The following is a 20122-nucleotide window of genomic DNA, read 5'->3' as shown; positions in this document are numbered from 1 at the left end:
TCTGCCTCCCCTGCTTCCAAAGCCCCAACACCCTAGAATTGATAATACCCAAACCCCCCCAACGCCAGTCCGATCGCCGAAATAACAGTCATAATCAGGAAAGCCTGCCAATTTCGCAGTTGTGCCCTCTGGGCATCCAACCGTACTAACGCCCCCGAAGCCACCAGCAGAATCCCGTGGGCGGAGATATGCAGCCAGGTGAGGAGAATTACGGCAATAAATGCGCCCACCATTGCCGAAATAAATGCTCTCATATCCGACTTAAGCCAACGGTACAATACGTTCCGCAGTAAAGACCAGGGAGAAGCCAGGGCTTCGGCAATTAGTAGCGTTAATACCCCACTCAACCCCCACTGCCACCACGTGACATCAGCTTTTGCGAGTATCCAGCCAAAATTAATATAAGTTACCAGCAGCAAACTTATCGACAGCCAGGGAAGTTTTCGGAGGGTGGAGGAGGGCATGTGGGAGATGGGGAGATAGGGAGATGGGGTGACAAGAGGACAAGGAGCTTTTGTAGGGTGGGTAATGGCGGCGATGATATAAGGCGTTTTCCATGGATAACAAATCCGCCCTTGCCCACCAAATTGCCGGGGTATCATCAATATTTTCCCCTTTCCCCCTTAACCCTTTCTCCTATAAATTGGTCGAAATCGCCTGTACCGGACAGGTGGGAACGCACTGCTCGCAGACGATACAGCGCGATCGATTGAAGTTGAGGTGGAAGGATTTTGGATCGAGGGTGAGAGCTTGGGTGGGACAAACGCCGGTACACAAACCACAGTCTACACAACTTCGATCGTCGATTAAGATTTCACCGCTTGCCAGGGAAACGGAGATATTTTGCGATCGCATCCATTCGAGTGCCGCATCGATGGCATCGATATCTCCTAGGAGTTCCAACACCAGCTTGCCAATTTGATTGGGGGCTACTTGCGCCCGAATAATACTGGCGGCGACGTTGAAATCTTTCGCCAGTCGATAGGTGACGGGCATTTTGGTAGACCGCCTGGGAAACGTTAGCGTAACTCGTTTTCTCACGTTAAACTGCTCTCTCTACGGTGGGTTCCCATCAATTGGTCTACACTGAAAGATATCTTGACATTAATACTTCTTTCTCTAATTATCCTAGAAAAATCTGATGAGCGCGAACGCATCCGATCCGACAAAAAACGCCCCAAAATCCACGACAACGAACCCTGCAACTCGATTGAGAAATTTTATTGTGGTGGTTGTAGCGATGGTGTTGAGCGTTGCCGTGGTGCTGGGTTTGCAAACCCAAAGTACGTCCGCATCCCTAAGCGAACTCGCCGAAACGTCTACGCCTCTAGAAGTCGCTGCAACCAATGGCAAACCGACGCTGATCGAGTTCTATGCCAACTGGTGTACGACCTGTCAGGCGATGGCCGGGGATGCTGAGACCTTGAGAAAAGAATACGGCGATCGGGTCAATTTCGTCATGCTCAACGTGGATAATACCAAGTGGTTGCCGGAAATGACGGAATACGAAGTGGATGGAATTCCCCATTTCGTCTATCTCAACCCGTCTGGAGTTGCCGTGGCTCAATCCATTGGCGAAGTACCCCGCACGATTATGGCACAAGATTTAGATGCGTTGATTGCTGGGGTTGAATTGGGGGGCGATCGTAATTCGGGGCAAGTCTCGCAACTCGAAGAGCGAGATCTTCTCGAAAGTTCCCCCGCCGACGATCCCCGCAGTCACGGTGCGGACGTGGTGAATTAGGGAAAGGGGAGCAGGGTGAGAAAGGGGAGAGGGGAAAGACAAGGAGGACAAGGGAGACAAGGAAGAATTTAGCTCCCCAAGCCCCCCGAAGCGTTCGTTGCCCCTGAAGCTCCCTCAGCCTCCGAAAGCTACCCAAGCCCCCGAAGCTCCCTCACACATACAAATCCGCTACGAACTCGCCGTACCCGTTATAGGGTAGTGTGGGAATGCGCGTCCAGGCCAGAGGCGACCCTTTACCCACGACCCGTTCGCTGGCTTGAGACCAACGGGGATGGGGTTTGCTGGGGTTAACGTTTGCCTCGAACCCGTACTCGTTGGGAATGAGGGTATTCCAGTAGGTGGCGGGTTGCTCTTTGACGAACTCGATTTTGACGATCGACTTTGCCCCTTTAAAGCCATACTTCCAGGGAACCACCATCCGAATCGGTGCGCCGTGCTGTTTGGGTAGGGTATGACCGTAAATGCCGGTGGCGAAAAAGGCGAGATCGTTTGCCATTTCTTCAATCCGCAGTCCCTCAGTATAGGGCCAGGGCAAGCTGTTGGGCCGCCAACCGGGACCGGTAGTAATTTGCGGATCGTAGAAGGAGGTAAACTGGACGAATTTGGCAGCAGCCGTGGGTTCTACATCGGCCATCAGCAAGCGCATGGGAAACCCCGCCCAGGGAACCACCATCGACCAGGCTTCCACGCATCGGAAGCGGTAAATGCGCTCTTCGATGGGAAAGCGGGATGTTAAATCGTCGAGATCGTAGGTGCGAGGATTTTTCACCTCTCCGGTGACTTCCACCTTCCAATCTTCGGTGGGTAGGGCTTGGGCAGCTCGCCAAATCCCTTTGTTTCCACCAAACTCGTAGAAGTTATTGTAACGAGCAGCTAAATCTCGCGGGGTCATGGCCCGATCGACTTTTTCAAAGTTGGGATTGCGGGGAATGGAACCGAGGCTGACGGTATCGGCGGTAGGGGAGAGTTCGGTACCCGCAGCATCTTGCCGACAGCCGGAAACGGAGAGGGCAGCTGCGCCAACTCCAGCACCGATCAGAGTTTTGAGAAAGCGACGGCGATTGATAAACGCGCTTTCGGGGGTAATACTATTTTCGGAAATATACCAGGAAGGAGGAATGCGGATGAGGGTCATGGTGGATGGCGGCGATCGAAAAATAAGTCTCTTTGTTAAGATATTTTACTCTTTATTGAAGTGAGCGCTTGCATCTACTGATACCCGTAAAAGAACTCAACCCTTCCCGGAATGGTATTTTTAGCAGATTTGAATTGAGGTTTAATTGGGAGCCATCAATTTGCGCGGCAGAATCAGCACTAGGGTTAAAATAGCCAACTGAACCGGCCAGGGAGCGAGAATGAGATCGAGAACGAAGCTCAAGGCAACGATTCCCAGGGCGCACATCCGGGGAACTTCTTCAGAAAGGTTCAAGTAAAGGTAAGCGGAAACGAGGGCTGTAACTAAAGCGATAACGAAGAGTGGTGACATGGGTAAAATCGTACCTCGAAGAGATAAATTTTGATGGGGTTAGGCGGTTGAAGTGTTGGATTTTCGCTAACAGGTTGATTCAAAGAAGTTAACGGAATTCCGTAAAAATGATTCGTTTTGTTAAAGTCGCACGGACACTTATATCACGTATTGTTACAGAAATAAAAACGAAGCGATCGCATTTTCGAAAAAATCGGCGTTTCTGCTTAGGTACTTATTCTTATTGACGAATTAAAAATGTTAGAAACTGGTAAATGGCGGATTTCCGATCGCAACGTGGGTATAATTTCGTCCAATTTAGTCGAAAATTCAGAGGATTGGGGCGATCGCACCGGCGACTGGGAACACTAAGATAGAGACAGGTGCATCATCGACAATCGCGCCGCCCCATCAATACCCACTAAATGTCAACTCCAATCCAGCTCGATCGAAAATTTTCCATCGTTTCTTAAAAGAAAACAAAAATGTTTAACGCAACGGAACTTTTAATCGACGAATTCGTTCAAAACCTGCGCGATGGCTACCATCATACCTACGGCGGTCTCAAACCCGACTACGAAGACATTATTGCTTGGGCGGGGGGGATGGCCCTGGAAAATATTGCCAACAGCGATGCCCTCTACCACAATGTCGAGCATACAATTCTCGTCGCCTTAGTGGGTCAGGAAATCCTGCGAGGTCGACAAATCCGCCAGGGGGGCGTTTCCTGCGAAGATTGGCTGCACTGCATCATTTCCCTAGTGTGCCACGATATCGGCTACGTCAAAGGCGTTTGCCGTCAAGATCGCGATGGGATGTACGCCACGGGAATCGAGGGGGTGATGGTGTGCTTGCCGCCGGGGGCTTCCGATGCTGGATTGACCCCTTTCCACGTCGATCGCGGTAAACTATTTATCGACGAGCGGTTTGGCGGTCACAAGCTCATCGACGCCGAAGTCATCAAACGCAACATCGAACTCACCCGCTTCCCCGTCCCTTCCGTCGAAGATCATCGAGACACCATCAACTACCCCGGTTTAGTGCGTGCTGCCGATCTCATCGGTCAGCTGAGCGATCCGCGCTACCTGAAGAAGATTAGCGCCTTGTTCTACGAATTTGAAGAAACCGGCACCAATAAAGGTTTGGGCTACAAAAATCCCGGGGATTTGCGCAACGGCTATCCCAAATTCTACTGGTACGGGGTCTTTCCCTACGTCAAAGATGCCCTAAAATATTTGGACTTGACCCAGCAGGGCAAGCAAATTGTGGCAAATCTCTACTCGAACGTTTTTGTCGTCGAACACGATGCGCCCAAAGCCTCATAGTCGTCCGTTCGATACCGTTCGACGCGGTCAAACCATCATTAGCGGGTCGGGAACGCCAGCGATCGCGCATCCCCCCGTCAACGATAACCGAACAGACGACGAGTCCGCGTTCTATCCCCCTCTAAACTCCTATGCAGTGGTGGCTCAAACTCAAACAAAATACCCTCGCCCGCTTTGGGGCGACTCTATTAATTATTTTCTATATCTTGGCTGTTGGAGCGGGATTTTTTGCTCCCTATGCCCCCGATAATGCCCAAGATATGGGGTCTTTGCTGCCACCCACTCAAATTTATTGGAACGATCGCGACGATCGCTTTATCGGCCCCCACGTCTATCCCACCATCCAAGGGCCGACCATTCTAGAAACTGGAGAACGTGCCTTAGAGGTGGATTTCTCCCAACCCTCCCCCCTGCGCCTATTCGTTAAAGGAGATGACTACAAACTGTTGGGTTTGATTCCGGCCAACATTCACCTGTTCGGCACCATCGGTGAAGGCTCCATTCACCTCCTGGGGACGAACGAACAAGGATGGGACCAGTTCAGTCGCCTGCTTTACGGGGGACAGGTGAGTTTGTTTATCGGGCTGGTGGGGATTACCGTGTCCTTCCCCCTCGGAATGTTGATTGGCGGGATTTCCGGCTACTTTGGCGGTTGGGTGGATACGATTTTGATGCGTTTGGTGGAAGTGCTGATGACGATTCCGGGGATTTACCTGCTCGTCGCCCTAGCTGCGGTTTTGCCGTCGGGAATTAGCAGTACCCAGCGCTTTTTGCTCATCGTCTTGATTACCTCTTTCATCGGCTGGGCGGGATTGGCACGGGTGATTCGGGGGCAAGTTCTATCCCTGAAGGAGCGAGAATTCGTCCAAGCGGCGCGAGCGATGGGAGCCAACCCGTTTTACATTATCGTCCGTCACGTTCTGCCTCAAACCGCCACCTACGTGATCATCTCCGCAACCCTGGCCGTACCCGGTTTCATCGTTGCCGAATCGGTACTGAGTTTAATCGGTTTGGGGATTAAGCCCCCCGATGCCTCCTGGGGGAATATGCTATCGAGTGCCACCAATGCTTCGATCGTGGTATTACAACCTTGGCTGGTGTGGCCGCCTGCGGTGTTAATTATTCTGACGGTGTTGGCGTTCAACCTACTCGGGGATGGATTGCGCGATGCCCTCGATCCGCGCAGTTTGCAACGATAGCGATCGCTTTGGGGGAATGGGGAATGGTGACTGGTTTTGCTTATGTGTTACTGGTCAAGGGGTGTGCGGTGTGGGGTGTGGGGTGTGGGGAACGGTGCGCGAGTGGGTCGCAAGTTGGAGTATTGGTCGGTCATCGGAAACCGTCTAGATCTCGATAGTCAATCGAGGGACAACACTAAATCTGGGGCTTGACAAACGAGCAATTTTATTGAGCTTTCACCAATGGGAAATGGCTATATCGCAACCGCTCCGACCAACCGCGGACATCGTGAGGGTGAGCTGGGCAAGAAAGGTCTCGAATAAAATGCACGAGTGTCCCAACCTGGATGGTTCGCGTTAGCGTTGCGATAAATCGACCTCAGTTCGTCCAAACTCGAACCCGCTCTAAGATTTCTTCAAGTTCGAGCACCCATTCATCGACACCGTCGAGGGAATTGGCTCTGGCTTGACGTTCGATTTCTTTCGCGACTTCTGGCATCCGGTTAATGGCGATCGATGCAGCCGCTCCTTTAAGCTGGTGAGCGCGTTGGGCGAGGGTGGTAAAGTCGTTCTCTTCAAAAGCGGCTTTCTTCAGGGCTTGCAAAATTGGGGGCGCATCTTCGAGAAACATTTCCATCAGTTCCCGCTCGAATTCCCGATCGCCCCCTGTCATCTGTTGCAAACGTTCGAGATCGACGATCGGTTCGTCATGGAGAAGCGGCTCAGAAATATCCTCAGCGGGTCGCAGTATGGCCCGATCGCCTGCTGAAGGTTCCTCCAGGCGCACCGACCAGGATTTGAGTACCGATGCCAACCGAGCAATTTCGATGGGTTTGCTGATATAGTCATCCATCCCCGCAGCCAAACATTTTTCTCGCTCCCCTTTGAGAGCATTCGCGGTCAGAGCGATGACGATCGCGTGCTGGGTATCGCCTTCCCGACGGCGAAGTTCTTGGGTGGTTTCGTAGCCATCGAGGACGGGCATCAAGCAATCCATCAAGATAATATCGTAGTCTTGCCTTTCGAGGCGATCGAGGGCTTCTTGTCCGTTGGCCACGCAATCGGATTCAATACCCAAAATCTTGAGTTGGTTGAGCATCACTTTTTGATTGACCGGCGTATCTTCCACCAACAAAATCTTCAGGTGAGAAATATCCTCTTCCTGCGATGGGGGAAAATCGGACGTGGCCACAGAGCCTTCAGACTCTTCGAGATGGTCACCATCGCCATCAACTGAAGCCAGCAGCTCTTGAATGACCTCGAACAGGCGCGAGGCTTTGAGGGGTTTGAGAAGATAGCCCGCAGCGCCTCGTTCTAAAGCCAGTTTGACTTGCTGGTGTTGGTGAATGGACGCGGCGACAATCCACGGCATCTCGAAGGTGGCACCAATCGGTAGCGGTAGCTCGAACATTGAATTCGATCGATCGAGATTGGGCAAATCGACCAAGGCAACATCGTAAGCTAACCCCCCAGCATCTCCACCAGAACGGGAGCTCACTTCCGGATTGGGCGCCACCTCGCATTCCATCCCCCAGACCGAGCAGTAACCCACGATCGCTTGACTGTTGACCGCATTATCGGACACGACGAGTAACCTTTTCCCGGCTAAAGGTGTCGTTGTAGAAACGGCAACTTCCTTCCATTTCTCCTGTCGCTCGAAGTTGGCCGTAAACCAGAACGTCGAACCTCGACCTTCCACGCTTTCCACCCCAATTTGCCCGCCCATTAAATGGACGATTTGCTGGCAAATAGCCAGTCCCAATCCCGTACCTCCGTACTTGCGGGTGGTAGAGGCATCCACTTGGGAAAAAGATTGAAATAACTTACTTTGACCTTCCTGGCTAATCCCAATTCCCGTATCGATCGCTTCAAAGTAGAGCGTCACCTGGGAACCACTGCCATTCGACGACTCGAGCTCACCTCCAGGATCTCGTGCCAGGGAAACCCGGATCGTGACTTCTCCGCGATCGGTAAACTTAATGGCATTGCCCAGGAGATTCATGAGCACTTGGCGCAAGCGCGAATCATCTCCCTTGAGGCCGGTGGGAACTTTCTCATCCACGATCGCCATCAATTCGAGTCCTTTGGCCGTTGCCTGAACCGAGAGGGAGTCGATCGCATCTTCCAAACAAGTATTTAAATCGAAATCCAGGGCTTCCAGGCGCATTTCCCCGGCTTCTAACTTGGAAAAATCTAAAATATCGTTAATTAAAATCAGCAGATTTTTGCCACTCGTTTGTAGGGTTTTGACAAAATCTTTCTGCTGGGAACTTAAAGTCGTTTTCAAGAGCAAATCCGTCATCCCGATCACCCCATTCATCGGCGTGCGGATTTCATGACTCATATTGGCGAGAAACTGAGACTTGAGCCGCGTAGACTCGAGTGCCGCTTCTCGTGCTTCCACCCATTCATCAATGGCTTGGGTCACTATGACAATACCGCCAATGGCAACATTGTCGCCGTTGATGGGAACTGGGTCGAATCGATCGACGATCGGGGGTTCTAAGAATTCATCAACGATCGCGTCGTTGGCAAAAATCGGTTGGGAGTTCACGTACCACGGTTGAACCACCCAGCGCAGATACCGAGCCGTGCCATCGGCTAACTCGAACTTTTCTTCGTTTTGGGAGAGAATTTCACCCTGTAGTGCCCGTTGATAAATCTCTCGCCATCGCTGGCTCAAATCTGGGAAGATTTCGTAGTGAGAGCAGCCGATGAGATCTGCATCTTCTAAATGGTAGTCCGTCAGCCATTGATTGCTGTAAGCCAGATAGCACATTTGCGTATCGAGCATCGCCATCGCCACCGGCGCGTGGGTGACAATTTGGCGCAATTGTTGGCGTTCCCGTTCGAGTGCTGCTTCGTACTGCTGTCGTTCCGTAATATCCGTGACGATACTATCGACGCGCAAGGGCATTCCTTCAGCATCGCACACTAAATGAGCGCGATCGCGAACCGAGCGAATTTCCCCAGAGGGCAGCACGATCCGATATTCGAGATCCCAGCCAACGCTTTTGCCGTTTCGAATCGATTTCCAAATCCGCTTGATCCGCGATCGATCTGGGGGATAGATCGCCTTCCACCACAAACTGGGATTGTCCAAAAATTCACCAATCGGTCGGTGGTACACCATTTCCACCGCAGGGTTGAGATAAACGATGCCGAATTTCTTCACCGACATCGACCAGACTGCATCCCGCAAAGACCCCAAAATACTGTTGAGTTGCTGTTGGTTTACCCGCAGTGCGTCTTCTGCTTGTTTGCGATTGATTCCCAAAGCAATCCCATCGGCGATCGCCGACATCGCCCCCAGGGTACTTTCGCTCAAGGGAGATTTGGCAAACACCGCCATCACCCCGACGACCCCTCCATCGACCACCAAAGGGTAGCCGGCAAAAGCTACCATCTGTTCGCGGCGCGCCCATTCGGGGTCGCTAATAGCCAAATCGTTTTGTACGTCGTTGGTTAAGTGGGGTTGAACGTTGCGGGCGATCCGACCAATTTTATAATCGCCCACCCGAATTCGACTGTGAGCGCCGTCGAGATGAACGTACATTCCCGCACTCGCTTGGAGTTCTAACTCGTTGGCATCGGCATTCAGCGTCCAAATTCGGGCAAAGGCCGCATCCAAATGTCTCACCAGGGCTTCGGCACAATGTTGCAGGACTTGCCGCAGAGTTCCCCCTTGGGTGAGGGCAAATCCGACATCCGCCCCCAAAGCAGCTTGACGCGATCGCTCCTGTAATTGTGCTTCGGCTGAGGCTCGTTCGGCAATCTCCGCAGCCAAAAATTTATTGGCCGCCGACAGTTGGGCCGTACGCGATTGCACCCGCATTTCTAATTCGTCGTAGGCTCGGTGAAGCGCCTCTCGATCGAGTTTTCGTTGCAGTTCCGTGGCCGCTCTGGCGGCAAAGACGTTGAGAATTTGACCGGTTCCGCGATTTCTCAAAATCGGTCGTTCGTCGAGGAGGAACAGATATCCCACCATCTGTTTGGAGCTGCCGAATAGCGGTACTCTCAGAGACCCCCCAGCATGGAGGTATTCGAGGATTTGAGGACTGAGGGGATCGGCTTCTAAGGGACGAGCGGCTGCCATGAAATCTGATGGCTGGGCAGGAGCGTAACGCTCGACAATGGATTCGAGAGACGCATTCGCCCAAAAGGCTGGGATCTGACCCGGGTCGTTGGCCACTTCCGAGACGACGGCATAACGAACGTCGAGTGCTGTGGCCAGATGGTGTACCAATGCGGGGAAAAATTGCTCTCCCGTCACCAAAGCCGTTCCCGCCACAATATTTTGTAGAGAACGTTCCGCTCGTTGGCGTTCGCTCACTTCGATTTGCAGTTCCTCTTCGAGCCATTGTCGGTAAAGCTCGGCGGAGGCTCGCAGGGCACAGGCATTGACAATGGCTTCAGCCCGGGCGATGTCTTTGAGGGGTCGATCGTCGACAATACACAGATGACCGATAAACTGTCTGGCGGGATCGAGTAAGGGGATACCCAAGTAAGACTGGGCGTTCAGCTCGTCCAACCATCGATCTTGGGGAAAACGGTCCCGAACGCCGTCGGGGTAGCAGATATTCTGAAAACCTTGCTTGATTTGCCCGCAGGGCGTTCCGGACATATCGTATTCAAACGGCTCCGACCATTGGTCCCCGGACCAATAGGCTAACACTTGTAGGCGATCGGGAACGTTGGTCACAATTTTAGAAATCGTCACGCAGCGCACGCCCAAGCCTCGGGCTAAGTCGCCTGCTAGGATGCGGAAAAACTCAGTTCCCTTGAGGGTCGCCGTGGCCGCTAGGATATCTTTTAAAATGAGATCGTTCGATTCGGGTTCGACTTCTCGATCGCAAGGACCATCGGACTTGACACAAGCCCCGTGTCGGAAAATATTTCTCCCTGGGGAAGCGCGGTACGATCTGTACCATTGCAACGCCACCCCAACCCCCGCCGCCCCTAAGAGCGCCCTGGCGATCTCAAGAAATGCAGACCATCCCGGGTCTGGCAAACCGCCAGTTCCGACCTCGAGCAGATGGGTCGCACCCATGAGAAAGAGTAGGGTAACAGACAGCCAAACAAAAGGGTTCGCCCGATCGAGTTGTCGATGGCGAAGGATGGCGATCGCCAGCACAGCAATGGTGAAGTAAGCTAGAGCCATGGAAAAATCGGCAGCCCACTGTATCGTCCATGCCCCTTGCCCTTCCACGATCGCGGAGGGGTTCGAGATTGAAGTATCCGCTAACCCAGTTTTGAGTATTGCCCGTATCATCACCGTGTCATGTGACCCCTTGCAATATTATGGCGTGCGCGTTCTTGTCGCTCCAGACAAAAGAGTTATTGCTTGAGGGAGCCGTGAGATTTCGAGAATCCAGGAAAGTATCCATCAACCCAGGGCGATTGTCTGTGATGACCAATTGCAATCTGATTTCAAAGAAACTTCTTCATTTTGACACTCTCGAGTTGAAAATACGAGAGATTTTGCGTGGGTCGAATCGCTCTGTCGGTCGCCAAATGCGCGCCTGACAGCTTTTCGCCGATAGAAACTAACCTCCTGTTGCTTTTAAGTGTATACTCTTGACCATCGAGGTTGTCGATCGTCGAACGCGCAGAAATTCTCATGGGAGCAAGGGCGACGTTCGGGCTCGCTAACTGAGTGCGTGCCCGAGATAAAATGCGATCGACCCAAGCCCCACCCAACTCAAAAAACAAGCTCGAGTCAGTTGTAGGGCGCGATCGATGGTTTGGGGAGTAATGGACTTGTCGGGGTTACCGAGTTTGGGCTTGTGTTTGGGAACGCCTCGATACCAATTCGTACCACCGAGCTGGACTGCTAAAATGGCTGCGTAGGCGCACTCGCTCCATCCGGAGTTCGGACTCGGATCTTGCTTGGCATCTCGCTGGCACAGACTCCACACTCTGGGAAGTTCGCCGCTGACGATCCCCAAGGTAATGACTGCAAGCCGACAGGGTAACCAAGTTAACCGGTCTTCGAGTTGCGCGCTGAACCATCCAATCTGAGTAAAGGGTTCTTCTCGATATCCCACCATCGAATCGAGGGTACTTGCTGCTTTATAGGCAAGGGCAAAAGGAACGCTACCGATCGAAGCAAATCCCATTCCCAACAGAGCATAAAAGAGGGGAGCCATCACGCCATCTGTAGCATTTTCGCTAATGGTTTCTAAGACGGCTCGTAAAATATCGGATCGGGTTAAATTTTGCGTATCTCGTCCGACGTAAAGAGATAATCGTTGGCGTGCCTCCGTTAGATTCCCGATGGCTAAAGGTTGGAGAACTTCTGTTGCCGCTCTTCTCAAACTTCGTCCGGCAAAACAGCTTGCCAGAAGCATACTTTCTGTAAAAATACCTAGTCCTGGATGAAGTTTGTAAGCGATGGTGACGATCGCGCCACCGACGATCGCACTGCCTCCAATAACCCAGATTCCCAGACCCACTCCAGCCCATCGACGAAGGGTTTGATTTTCACATCGAGCGATCGTAAATTGAGTGTAGCGATTAATGACCCATCCCATCAATTGAACGGGGTGCGGCCAATGTTGAGGATCGCCGATCGCGTAATCTAAACTCACGGCAATTGCTAATACGATTAAAGAGTTGTTGGATGGGTTCATGGGAGATAGGCGAAGGTGAATTGGCGACGGTCGATCTTCAGAGCTCCGATACTCCAACCCCCGGGTCACAGCTGCCAGGTCAAGCGAACGCCACGCAATTTTCTTTCATCGGAGGGAAATTGCACCGATGAAATCGAAGTTAGACGACAAAACTTGTTTCTTCTCCGATGGCTGCTTGCCAACTCCGGGCATCGTGATACAGATCTTCTAAGGAAATACTGTAAAGCGCTTCTTTTAGTTTTTGGTGCAATCGATTCCATAGGCTAAACGCGACCCAATCTTCAACAAACTCGGCATTGGGCCTGTGATGGGGTAAGGGTTCTAGAGTTTCACCTACGGCTTCGAGAATTTGCCCTAGAGAAATTTGAGCGGGATGGCGGGCTAATTGATAGCCACCGCGAGCACCACGAATTGACCGGACTAATCCCGCGCGACGCATTGAAATTAGCAACTTTTCTAGATAGGGCGCGGGTAAGTCTTGGCGCTTGGCAATCGCTTTAACAGAAGTCGGTGCATCCGCGGGTTGTAAGCTCAAATCGAGCAGTGCTTTGACGCTATAGTGACCGCGAGTCGTTAATTTCATCGATTGCTTCCAGGCAAAAGTGACTCATCGAGATTTTCTCATTATTATCAGTTTTTTGACTCTCCCTCAAGCCAAACGATCGAGTTCGGTAATCGATCTTCGAGCGGATACAACAGTTTCGAGAACCCTTTAAGATTTTTTTCAACATTGCTTCAGGACAGACCGAAGGTGAAGCTCCCATAAAAGCGAACGAAGTTCGATGGCAGCTCTTCGAGGATATCAAAATAGAGCGAAAAAGAAAGCATTGTCTAAACCCAAATCCTAGACCTTGCTAAGGTGCGATCGTTCATTGCTAGTTTTCGATGAAAAAGTTCCACTTTGCAGGTATGATAGTTTAACAAGCTGACACTAAGCAAAAACTTTTATTCTTAGCAAACGTCAGTCAAAATCGAGTAGCTTCAAAGCGCTACATTATTGTTTTAGCCTCAAGTTGAAGAACACAATGAAAACAGCAGCACCGTTGACGGGAGAAGACTTGCTCAAAAAAGTCAAAGATCTGGGGAATGTCTCTAAAGAAGAGAAAGCCAGACAATGCGGTTACTCCACCACGACCAAAAATGGTGTGGAACGAGTCAACATGATGAAGTTCCTGAACGCTCTCATTGATGCAGAAGGAATTCAACTCGACAGCAAGCAAGCAAGTAACGGACGAGGCGGACGCAGTGCCAGCTATCGAATCAGCGTTCAGTCGAATGGAAACTTACTCATCGGTTCGGCTTACACCAAACAAATGGGTTTAAATCCTGGAGATGAATTTGAAATTAGCTTGGGACGCAAGCACATTCATCTCAAACAAGTGGATGCAGAGGAGTAATCTCGCACGAGGCAAAGATGCTCGGTTGCTTGTCGAAACGATCGTCGAGCCCAACCGAATCGAACCCGAGGAAGTAGGAACTCGTACACATTGCCCGTCAAAATTGAGATCCGAAGAGGTGTACCCTCGGTCTTCGAAAAGTCGAGAACGTTGGAGCGACCCTCGCACCGCTCGTTGTGCGTGAGGTCGTGCGAGCTTCGGTCGCGGTTGACTTTTCCCTCTCGGAAAATAGGGGTTATCATAGTCAAAAATACAGTTTTGCAATCATCTACGCTCACCGGTTTCAGGGTCTACTTTCAAAGCCAAACCGCAGGTATCGAGCTAAATGGAGTGCCATTTCCTCCGGGCCGATCCTAAGGTCTCGCGACTCGCCGCTTGGATCTCAAAGCTGTTTTGCGCTTAGAAAATCAAACAGCCCAATCGCGGGTTAGCCGCTCGTCCTCCCGAAGATGCCGCTAACCCGAGTCTCTCAATTGCTCGATCCCTCTAGAAAGGGGAAGCCCGTATCAAACCGTCAAGGATTCCAAAATGGCGGTTGCAGGAGTTAAGCTAGTTGAGTAAGTCTAAAATAGTAGGGCTGGCAATCCGATCTGGGCAAGCCAACGCAAAATTATCGAGTCAGGTGAGTGGTGCATCATTCTAGAAGTGCCAGATTCCAGCAGTTCTAGGCAAACAGTGGTTTGCAAAGTTGTGCGAACTCACGTGTAATGGATTGAATGGCATAGACTTGAAGAGATAAAGATGTCAGATCTGACTCATGAGCCGAAGCGCGCAAATCCTGCGAGAAACACCCATGTCTAGCATGCAAGACCAATTTACGGTTCACTTCTGGGGCGTTAGAGGAAGTATTGCCTGTCCTGGACCAGAAACAGTACGATATGGCGGCAACACGCCCTGCGTTGAAATTCGGGTGGGAAATAAGCGCCTTATTTTTGATGGTGGGACGGGTTTGCGGGTGTTGGGGCAACAGCTCCTTTCTCAAATGCCCGTTGAAGCCTACATGTTTTTTACCCATTCTCACTGGGACCACATTCAAGGCTTTCCCTTCTTTACTCCAGCTTTTATTAAAGGGAATAAGTTTCACGTTTACGGTGCGGTTGCACCCAACGGAGCTACCATCAAGCAACGCCTGAACGACCAGATGTTGCACCCGAACTTCCCCGTACCATTGCAGATTATGGGCGCTCAGCTCGACTTCAATAATTTGGAGGTGGGACAGACCTTTCGCCTCGGGGATGTCAAAATCGAGAACGCTCTGCTCAATCATCCGGGGGAATCCGTCGGTTATCGAATTAACTGGCAAGGTCATGCCGTTGCCTACATTACCGATACGGAACATTTCTCCGATCGCCTCGATGCGAACGTTCAAAAGCTCGCTGATGGGGCGGACGTGATGATTTACGATGCGACCTACACCGACGAAGAATACCACTCTCCCTCTTCAGGCAAAAAAGGGTGGGGACATTCGACGTGGCAAGAAGCCGTCAAAGCGGCCAAAGCGGCAGGGGTCAAAACCCTCGTTATCTTCCATCACGATCCCTTACACAACGATGACTTCCTAGACCGAGTCGGCGAGCAAGTCAAACAACAATTTCCCAATAGTATGATGGCGCGAGAAGGGGAATCGATCGTCATTATTCCACCGGTCGCCGTTCCCCAGTCCGAAACGGAAATCGAAGCGCAAGTGTCAGCATAACCGATCGTGAAACTGGCTTTCTTCAAGGGACTAACCGGAAACGGAGTCTGTCTCATTCCGTCGAGACTTGGATACCATGTCAACAGTAATCGGCGCGATCGCTTGTCGAGCAACATCATCGCGACTCCATTTCATCTGTAACTCGTGCGGGTAACATCTTCCTTAACAACGGCACTAATGCCAACCTCCGTGGCATTAGGAAACTTCGATGGGGTGCATCGAGGTCACCAGCAAGTCATCGGACAAGTTTTTCCCCATCCAATCTCGGGATTAGCAGCCACTCAGGCGGAGTCTACCATCCGAGATTTGGGCGTGGACTCCAATCGAATCTCGTCTTTGCCGATATCGGGAACAGACGCGGAGTGTCCGCCTCTATCTTTCCTGGAGCGAGATCCCGATGGCAATGGAGGTCAAATTTGTACGGCGGTGGTAACGTTTAACCCCCATCCTCAAGAATTTTTTAGCGGACAGCCTCGAACCTACTTAACCACTCTCAAAGAAAAAGAAGAGCGAATTCGAGCTTTAGGCATTGATTGGCTAGTGTTGTTACCGTTCGATCGCCAACTCGCTCAGTTGAGCCCTCAAGCCTTTGTCGAAGAAATCTTAGTTCGCCAACTCAACGCTAGACAAGTGAGCGTGGGTCGAGATTTTCGCTTTGGATGCCAGCGCGCCGGCACCGCAACAGATCTGCAAGCGATCGCCGCAAACTACGGGATCGGCACCAATATTGTCTCGTTAGAAATGCAAGGAGACGATCGCATTAGTAGTTCCAATATCCGCGCTTCATTAAGCGAAGGTCGCATCTGCCGAGCCAACCAACTCCTCGGGCGCGCTTATACCTTAACGGGAACGGTGGAAAAAGGTCAACAGCTAGGTCGCACCTTGGGATTTCCCACTGCAAATCTCAAAATCCCAATGGAAAAATTTTTACCGCGTTGGGGAGTTTACAGCGTTCGGGTCGATACCCCCAGTATTTCAGCTCATCCAGGGGTGATGAATATTGGCTGCCGTCCCACTGTAAATGGAGCGCGTCCCACCGTAGAAGTTCATTTGCTAAATTGGTCGCAGGACTTGTACGCTCAAACCGTCACCGTCCACCTGCAAAACTTTTTACGTCCCGAGCAAAAATTTGAATCCCTCGAGGCCCTTAAAGCTCAAATTCAAAAAGATTGCGATCGGGTCAAATCAGAACTGGCTTCTTAGGGATTCTCTTTTCTGTATTCCTAATCTCTGGAGTATCCCCATAGCGAATCGAGTCATCTAAAGAACGACATTCTTCTCATATCTTTCTGGACTCATTTTTTGATTTCCCAATCCCAAAGAACGAGTTCGACTCAATACAGAAAATTTGGACGAGGAAGAACATTAAAGGTGCGCTCGAAGAATCTCATCTTCCACTGCTCGTCGGGACGATCTACCCTGACTCTAACCCCAAACTCCCACCCCCGTAACATCTACCCCAAGCATCACTATGAGTTCTCCCCACATCGAACGGCTACTGCAAAATCTCGGACAAACGATCGTTGGCAAAACCGATGCCATCCGTTTGGTACTGGTTGCTCTCCTCAGCGGAGGACACGCACTGCTCGAAGATGTACCCGGAGTTGGCAAAACCCTGCTAGCAAAATCCCTTGCCCGTTCAGTATCCGGTAAATTTCAGCGCATTCAATGCACCCCGGACTTACTGCCGACGGATATTACCGGCACGAATATCTGGAACCCCCGCACCGGGGAATTCGAGTTTCTGCCCGGACCAGTCTTTGCTAACGTCTTGCTCGCCGACGAAATCAACCGGGCCACGCCGCGTACCCAGTCGGCATTACTCGAAGTCATGGAAGAGCAACAGGTGACCGTGGATGGGGTGTCTCGAGCTGTGGATTCGCCTTTTTTTGCGATCGCGACTCAAAATCCGATCGAATATCAGGGAACGTTTCCCCTCCCCGAAGCGCAAATGGATCGCTTCACCCTATCTCTGTCTCTGGGATATCCTACGGAGTCGGAAGAACTACAAATGTTGCAGCGTCTTGCCGATGGGGTGGAGTTGACCCAGTTAGAACCCTGCATTACTCTCGACCAAGTAAGGGAACTGCGCCAACAGTGTCGGCGGGTAAAGGTGGATACTTCCTTGCAGCAGTACATTCTCAACTTAGTTCGCAGTACCCGTCATCGAGAGGATATTACCTTGGGGGTGAGTCCTCGAGGGGCAGTTGCTTTACAACGATCGGCTCAAGCACTCGCATTCCTTGAAAGTCGGGACTATGCAATTCCCGATGATGTCAAGTTTCTCGCTCCCCACGTTTTAGCCCATCGCATTATTCCCACGGGGGGACGTAAAGCCCACACCATCGTCGAGGCATTATTGCGATCGGTTGCCGTTCCCTAAAGATAACGTCAGTTCGGAATCGGACAGTGTCTGGCTAGGGTGGGGTGTAGGGTGTGGGGAATAGATCCGTACTTCCGACTTCTGCGCTGCCCAATCCATCCGCAAGGGTACCCTCGCACCTAAGCATCTCCAAGTAGAGAATCATTCCAAGACTGAGGCAGCGTAAGGGTAAAGCAAAATTCACAGGTGTTCGGATCTCGAGTCGGTTCGCAAGAGACTTCGACCGTCCCGTGCAAAAACTGAGCTAAACCTTTAACCAAAGCCAGTCCCAAACCGGTTCCGGCAACGGCTTGTTGGGTAGCCTCGGGGCCACGACGAAACTTATCGAACAGACGATCTAAATTTTCTTGAGAGATTTCTGGTGCGATATTGGTCAGGGAAACAATCGTACGATTGCCGCTTGCTGATGTGGTCTCACTCAGTTCGCACGCCACGATCGTTCCTGGATTGGAATATTTCCCGGCATTGGTGAGCAATTCTTCCAAAATTCGGCGAAGGCTATCAGCGTCGCTGTGCAGGTTCAACGAGGATTGAGAACATTCGAGGGAAAATGCTAGATTCTTCTTGTGCCAGCGTTGCTCGAAAGCTTCTCCTAATTCTGAAATCATCGAGATCGCATCGATCGAGTGCAGCTTCAGATCTACTTGCTTAGTTTCCAACCGTTGGAACATCAACAAATCGTTCACCAGATTGGTTTCTTGCAGGCACTGTTGCTCTAAAATATCCAAGTATTTGGCTTGCCGCTCTGGATCGAGTTCCGATTGGCGCAACATCCGAATTGCCAGAGTCATACTCGTGAGCGGCGTTTTCAGCTCGTGAGAAATCGTGCTGAGAAACTCGTCTTTTTGCTGGTTGAGCAAGCGCAATTGATCGATTTGGCGGCGAGTTTGCTCGTACAACTTAGCTTGTACGTCCATACTGCGTTTGAGCTGGTCGGTGCGATCTCCGACGATCGTATGCACCTTATGCAAGGTTCGAGCTTGAATGAGGGCGTTGCTCAACTGGTTGCCGACAAGGGTCACCAGTTCGAGTTCTTCGGTTTTCCAGACATGAGGTCGATCGTTCTGCAAAACCAGAAATCCTAAAATCGATCCCCTCGAATTCTCGCTGGGACTGATGAGGGGAACCAGGAGAACGGCGGGCATCTTCTCCGGCTGAAAGATCGGGGCAATTGTCGTATCGGGTTGCTCGACCAACCACTCTCGCCGATCGGAAATCGCCAGGGGTTGGGGCGCGCAGAGGAAGGCTTCCTGACACCACGCACATTCCGACATCTGAAATGACTGTTTGAAGTGAGTGAGATGGCCTGCCGTCGAATTGGGGGAAGCTGACGAAACAGCGACGGTTTCCCCCTGTTCGTTGACGAACCACTGACCGACTACGGTAATTTTTGCTTCGGGAATCGATGAATGCGGTTCGTCTTCTGGAAGCTCGGATCTTGGATGGTTGGAAGCGATCGAAGCTCGCTCGGGTATTTTGAGGTTATTATATTTTAGTAGTATGACCAAACCGTGGTTTACCTCAAGGGTTTGCGTAATGCCTTCCACGGCTTCTTGGAGAATTTGAGTCAGATCTAGAGAATTTTGAACGGCTTTTGTCAGCCTCGCCATCAGCGCCTGTTGGTGATAGAACGCGCGAGTTTGTTGCTGTAAGGCGACCAGGGCGCGAGCCTGAGTGATGTGAGAAATCGCACTGGCGACGGAAACCGATAGCTCTTTGAGGCGTTCTTGCTCGGCAACCGTCCAACGGTGAGTGGTACTGTGAAAAACGGCGATCGCACCGTTCACTTCTCCTTGAAATCGAGTGGTCGTCACCAAAATCGATCGAATTCCCAAGGTTTTGCATTCCGATGCAAGTACGCCGCGAATTTTCGTACCTCTCTCGATATTGGGAATGCACAGAAGATGAGAGAGCTTGAGTCGTTCCATCAGTGGAGCGTCTTGCCACAACGCTACACACTCCGAATCCCTCGGTTCTGAAGGGTTCGCTTCCCAATACACTGCACCTGACACGAACCGTTCCCCGTCCCCAATCGCGATCGAACATCCACAGCCTTGAAATGCCTCGGTCAATAATTTGGCGACTTGGGACAGGACGGTTTCGACTTCCGCGTTCTCGCTCAGGATTTGAGTAATTTGCTGCCCCACCTGAGCAGAATCGACCGATGGCTGCATAAGTCGTGGCGGTTTTCTTTGGGTTAGAGTGGGCTTAGCGACGTGCGGCAACGGTGCAGTGAACGCTTTAGTCATAGCTCGCGTGAGTGTTGGGACGATCGCACTCTACCAATGCACCCAATTGATAT

Annotated in this window: 16 protein-coding genes; 8 read left to right on the top strand and 8 right to left on the bottom strand. The window is 51.4% G+C overall.

Annotated elements, in window-relative coordinates; genetic code table 11:
• Positions 1 to 32: 32 nt before the first annotated feature.
• The gene (locus tag AC2215_RS22815) at positions 33 to 602 is read right to left on the bottom strand and encodes a hypothetical protein (RefSeq protein WP_486812316.1); all 570 of its coding nucleotides are present in this window, start codon (positions 600 to 602) and stop codon (positions 33 to 35) included.
• Positions 603 to 636: 34 nt separating this feature from the next.
• A complete protein-coding gene (locus AC2215_RS22810) occupies positions 637 to 1041 on the bottom strand; it encodes an NIL domain-containing protein (protein WP_486812315.1) in 405 nt (134 codons plus the stop codon).
• 100 nt (positions 1042 to 1141) lie between these two features.
• Between AC2215_RS22810 and AC2215_RS22805 the strand changes: the two genes are divergently transcribed.
• Entirely contained in the window at positions 1142 to 1744 is a 603-nt protein-coding gene (locus tag AC2215_RS22805) for a thioredoxin family protein (protein WP_486812314.1), read from the top strand.
• Between the two features lie 151 nt (positions 1745 to 1895).
• Here the strand turns inward: AC2215_RS22805 and msrP are convergent, their stop codons facing one another.
• Together msrP and AC2215_RS22795 are read right to left on the bottom strand one after the other, a co-directional pair.
• On the bottom strand, positions 1896 to 2879 hold the full coding sequence (msrP, locus tag AC2215_RS22800) for a protein-methionine-sulfoxide reductase catalytic subunit MsrP (RefSeq protein ID WP_486812313.1): 984 nt from the start codon (positions 2877 to 2879) through the stop codon (positions 1896 to 1898).
• 141 nt (positions 2880 to 3020) lie between these two features.
• On the bottom strand, positions 3021 to 3230 hold the full coding sequence (locus AC2215_RS22795; protein WP_486812312.1) for a hypothetical protein: 210 nt from the start codon (positions 3228 to 3230) through the stop codon (positions 3021 to 3023).
• Between the two features lie 464 nt (positions 3231 to 3694).
• Here AC2215_RS22795 and AC2215_RS22790 point away from each other — a divergent pair, with 464 nt between their 5' ends.
• The 3 genes from AC2215_RS22790 to AC2215_RS22780 all read left to right on the top strand — a co-directional run bounded on the left by AC2215_RS22790 (position 3695) and on the right by AC2215_RS22780 (position 5881).
• Positions 3695 to 4534, top strand: coding sequence for an Npun_R2479 family HD domain-containing metalloprotein (locus AC2215_RS22790; RefSeq protein WP_486812311.1), 840 nt, complete (start codon positions 3695 to 3697; stop codon positions 4532 to 4534).
• A 131-nt stretch (positions 4535 to 4665) separates the two neighbouring features.
• The gene (locus tag AC2215_RS22785) at positions 4666 to 5733 is read left to right on the top strand and encodes an ABC transporter permease (protein WP_486812310.1); all 1068 of its coding nucleotides are present in this window, start codon (positions 4666 to 4668) and stop codon (positions 5731 to 5733) included.
• Positions 5702 to 5881 (top strand): hypothetical protein, encoded by a 180-nt coding sequence (locus AC2215_RS22780; RefSeq protein WP_486812319.1) that lies wholly within the window; start codon positions 5702 to 5704, stop codon positions 5879 to 5881. The genes AC2215_RS22785 and AC2215_RS22780 overlap by 32 nt, the downstream gene beginning before the upstream one ends.
• 210 nt (positions 5882 to 6091) lie before the next feature.
• Here AC2215_RS22780 and AC2215_RS22775 read toward each other — a convergent pair whose 3' ends face one another.
• The 3 genes from AC2215_RS22775 to AC2215_RS22765 form a co-directional block, all read right to left on the bottom strand.
• Positions 6092 to 10984, bottom strand: coding sequence for a response regulator (locus AC2215_RS22775; RefSeq protein ID WP_486812309.1), 4893 nt, complete (start codon positions 10982 to 10984; stop codon positions 6092 to 6094).
• 376 nt (positions 10985 to 11360) lie between these two features.
• A complete protein-coding gene (gene cbiB / locus AC2215_RS22770) occupies positions 11361 to 12344 on the bottom strand; it encodes an adenosylcobinamide-phosphate synthase CbiB (RefSeq protein ID WP_486812308.1) in 984 nt (327 codons plus the stop codon).
• 139 nt (positions 12345 to 12483) lie between these two features.
• Positions 12484 to 12927: an Rrf2 family transcriptional regulator gene (locus AC2215_RS22765; RefSeq protein WP_486812307.1), complete on the bottom strand. Its 444-nt coding sequence runs from the start codon at positions 12925 to 12927 to the stop codon at positions 12484 to 12486.
• A 442-nt stretch (positions 12928 to 13369) separates the two neighbouring features.
• On the opposite strand from AC2215_RS22765, the gene AC2215_RS22760 reads away from it, so the two are divergent.
• The 4 genes from AC2215_RS22760 to AC2215_RS22745 all read left to right on the top strand — a co-directional run bounded on the left by AC2215_RS22760 (position 13370) and on the right by AC2215_RS22745 (position 17820).
• Positions 13370 to 13741 carry an AbrB family transcriptional regulator gene (locus tag AC2215_RS22760; protein ID WP_486812306.1) on the top strand — a complete coding sequence of 124 codons (372 nt, stop codon included), beginning with the start codon at positions 13370 to 13372 and terminating at the stop codon, positions 13739 to 13741.
• 793 nt (positions 13742 to 14534) lie between these two features.
• Entirely contained in the window at positions 14535 to 15437 is a 903-nt protein-coding gene (locus AC2215_RS22755; protein ID WP_486812305.1) for an MBL fold metallo-hydrolase, read from the top strand.
• Positions 15438 to 15581: 144 nt separating this feature from the next.
• A complete protein-coding gene (locus AC2215_RS22750; RefSeq protein WP_486812304.1) occupies positions 15582 to 16640 on the top strand; it encodes a bifunctional riboflavin kinase/FAD synthetase in 1059 nt (352 codons plus the stop codon).
• Positions 16641 to 16908: 268 nt separating this feature from the next.
• A complete protein-coding gene (locus AC2215_RS22745) occupies positions 16909 to 17820 on the top strand; it encodes an AAA family ATPase (protein WP_486812303.1) in 912 nt (303 codons plus the stop codon).
• Positions 17821 to 17939: 119 nt separating this feature from the next.
• On the opposite strand, the gene AC2215_RS22740 is transcribed toward AC2215_RS22745, so the two are convergent.
• The gene (locus AC2215_RS22740; RefSeq protein ID WP_486812302.1) at positions 17940 to 19994 is read right to left on the bottom strand and encodes a sensor histidine kinase; all 2055 of its coding nucleotides are present in this window, start codon (positions 19992 to 19994) and stop codon (positions 17940 to 17942) included.
• Positions 19995 to 20122: the final 128 nt, after the last annotated feature.

This window comes from Zarconia sp., from assembly GCF_057467645.1.
This window is presented reverse-complemented; position numbering and strand designations above follow the sequence as displayed.

Bases quoted from the DNA above. Each gene is read 5' to 3' on its own strand.
- AC2215_RS22760 (WP_486812306.1), top strand. From the start codon at position 13,370: ATGAAAACAGCAGCACCGTTGACGGGAGAAGACTTGCTCAAAAAAGTC.
- AC2215_RS22785 (WP_486812310.1), top strand. From the start codon at position 4,666: ATGCAGTGGTGGCTCAAACTCAAACAAAATACCCTCGCCCGCTTTGGG.
- AC2215_RS22775 (WP_486812309.1), bottom strand. From the start codon at position 10,984: ATGATACGGGCAATACTCAAAACTGGGTTAGCGGATACTTCAATCTCG.
- AC2215_RS22805 (WP_486812314.1), top strand. From the start codon at position 1,142: ATGAGCGCGAACGCATCCGATCCGACAAAAAACGCCCCAAAATCCACG.
- AC2215_RS22790 (WP_486812311.1), top strand. From the start codon at position 3,695: ATGTTTAACGCAACGGAACTTTTAATCGACGAATTCGTTCAAAACCTG.
- AC2215_RS22765 (WP_486812307.1), bottom strand. From the start codon at position 12,927: ATGAAATTAACGACTCGCGGTCACTATAGCGTCAAAGCACTGCTCGAT.
- AC2215_RS22740 (WP_486812302.1), bottom strand. From the start codon at position 19,994: ATGCAGCCATCGGTCGATTCTGCTCAGGTGGGGCAGCAAATTACTCAA.
- AC2215_RS22795 (WP_486812312.1), bottom strand. From the start codon at position 3,230: ATGTCACCACTCTTCGTTATCGCTTTAGTTACAGCCCTCGTTTCCGCT.
- msrP (WP_486812313.1), bottom strand. From the start codon at position 2,879: ATGACCCTCATCCGCATTCCTCCTTCCTGGTATATTTCCGAAAATAGT.
- AC2215_RS22745 (WP_486812303.1), top strand. From the start codon at position 16,909: ATGAGTTCTCCCCACATCGAACGGCTACTGCAAAATCTCGGACAAACG.
- AC2215_RS22780 (WP_486812319.1), top strand. From the start codon at position 5,702: ATGCCCTCGATCCGCGCAGTTTGCAACGATAGCGATCGCTTTGGGGGA.
- cbiB (WP_486812308.1), bottom strand. From the start codon at position 12,344: ATGAACCCATCCAACAACTCTTTAATCGTATTAGCAATTGCCGTGAGT.
- AC2215_RS22755 (WP_486812305.1), top strand. From the start codon at position 14,535: ATGTCTAGCATGCAAGACCAATTTACGGTTCACTTCTGGGGCGTTAGA.
- AC2215_RS22815 (WP_486812316.1), bottom strand. From the start codon at position 602: ATGATACCCCGGCAATTTGGTGGGCAAGGGCGGATTTGTTATCCATGG.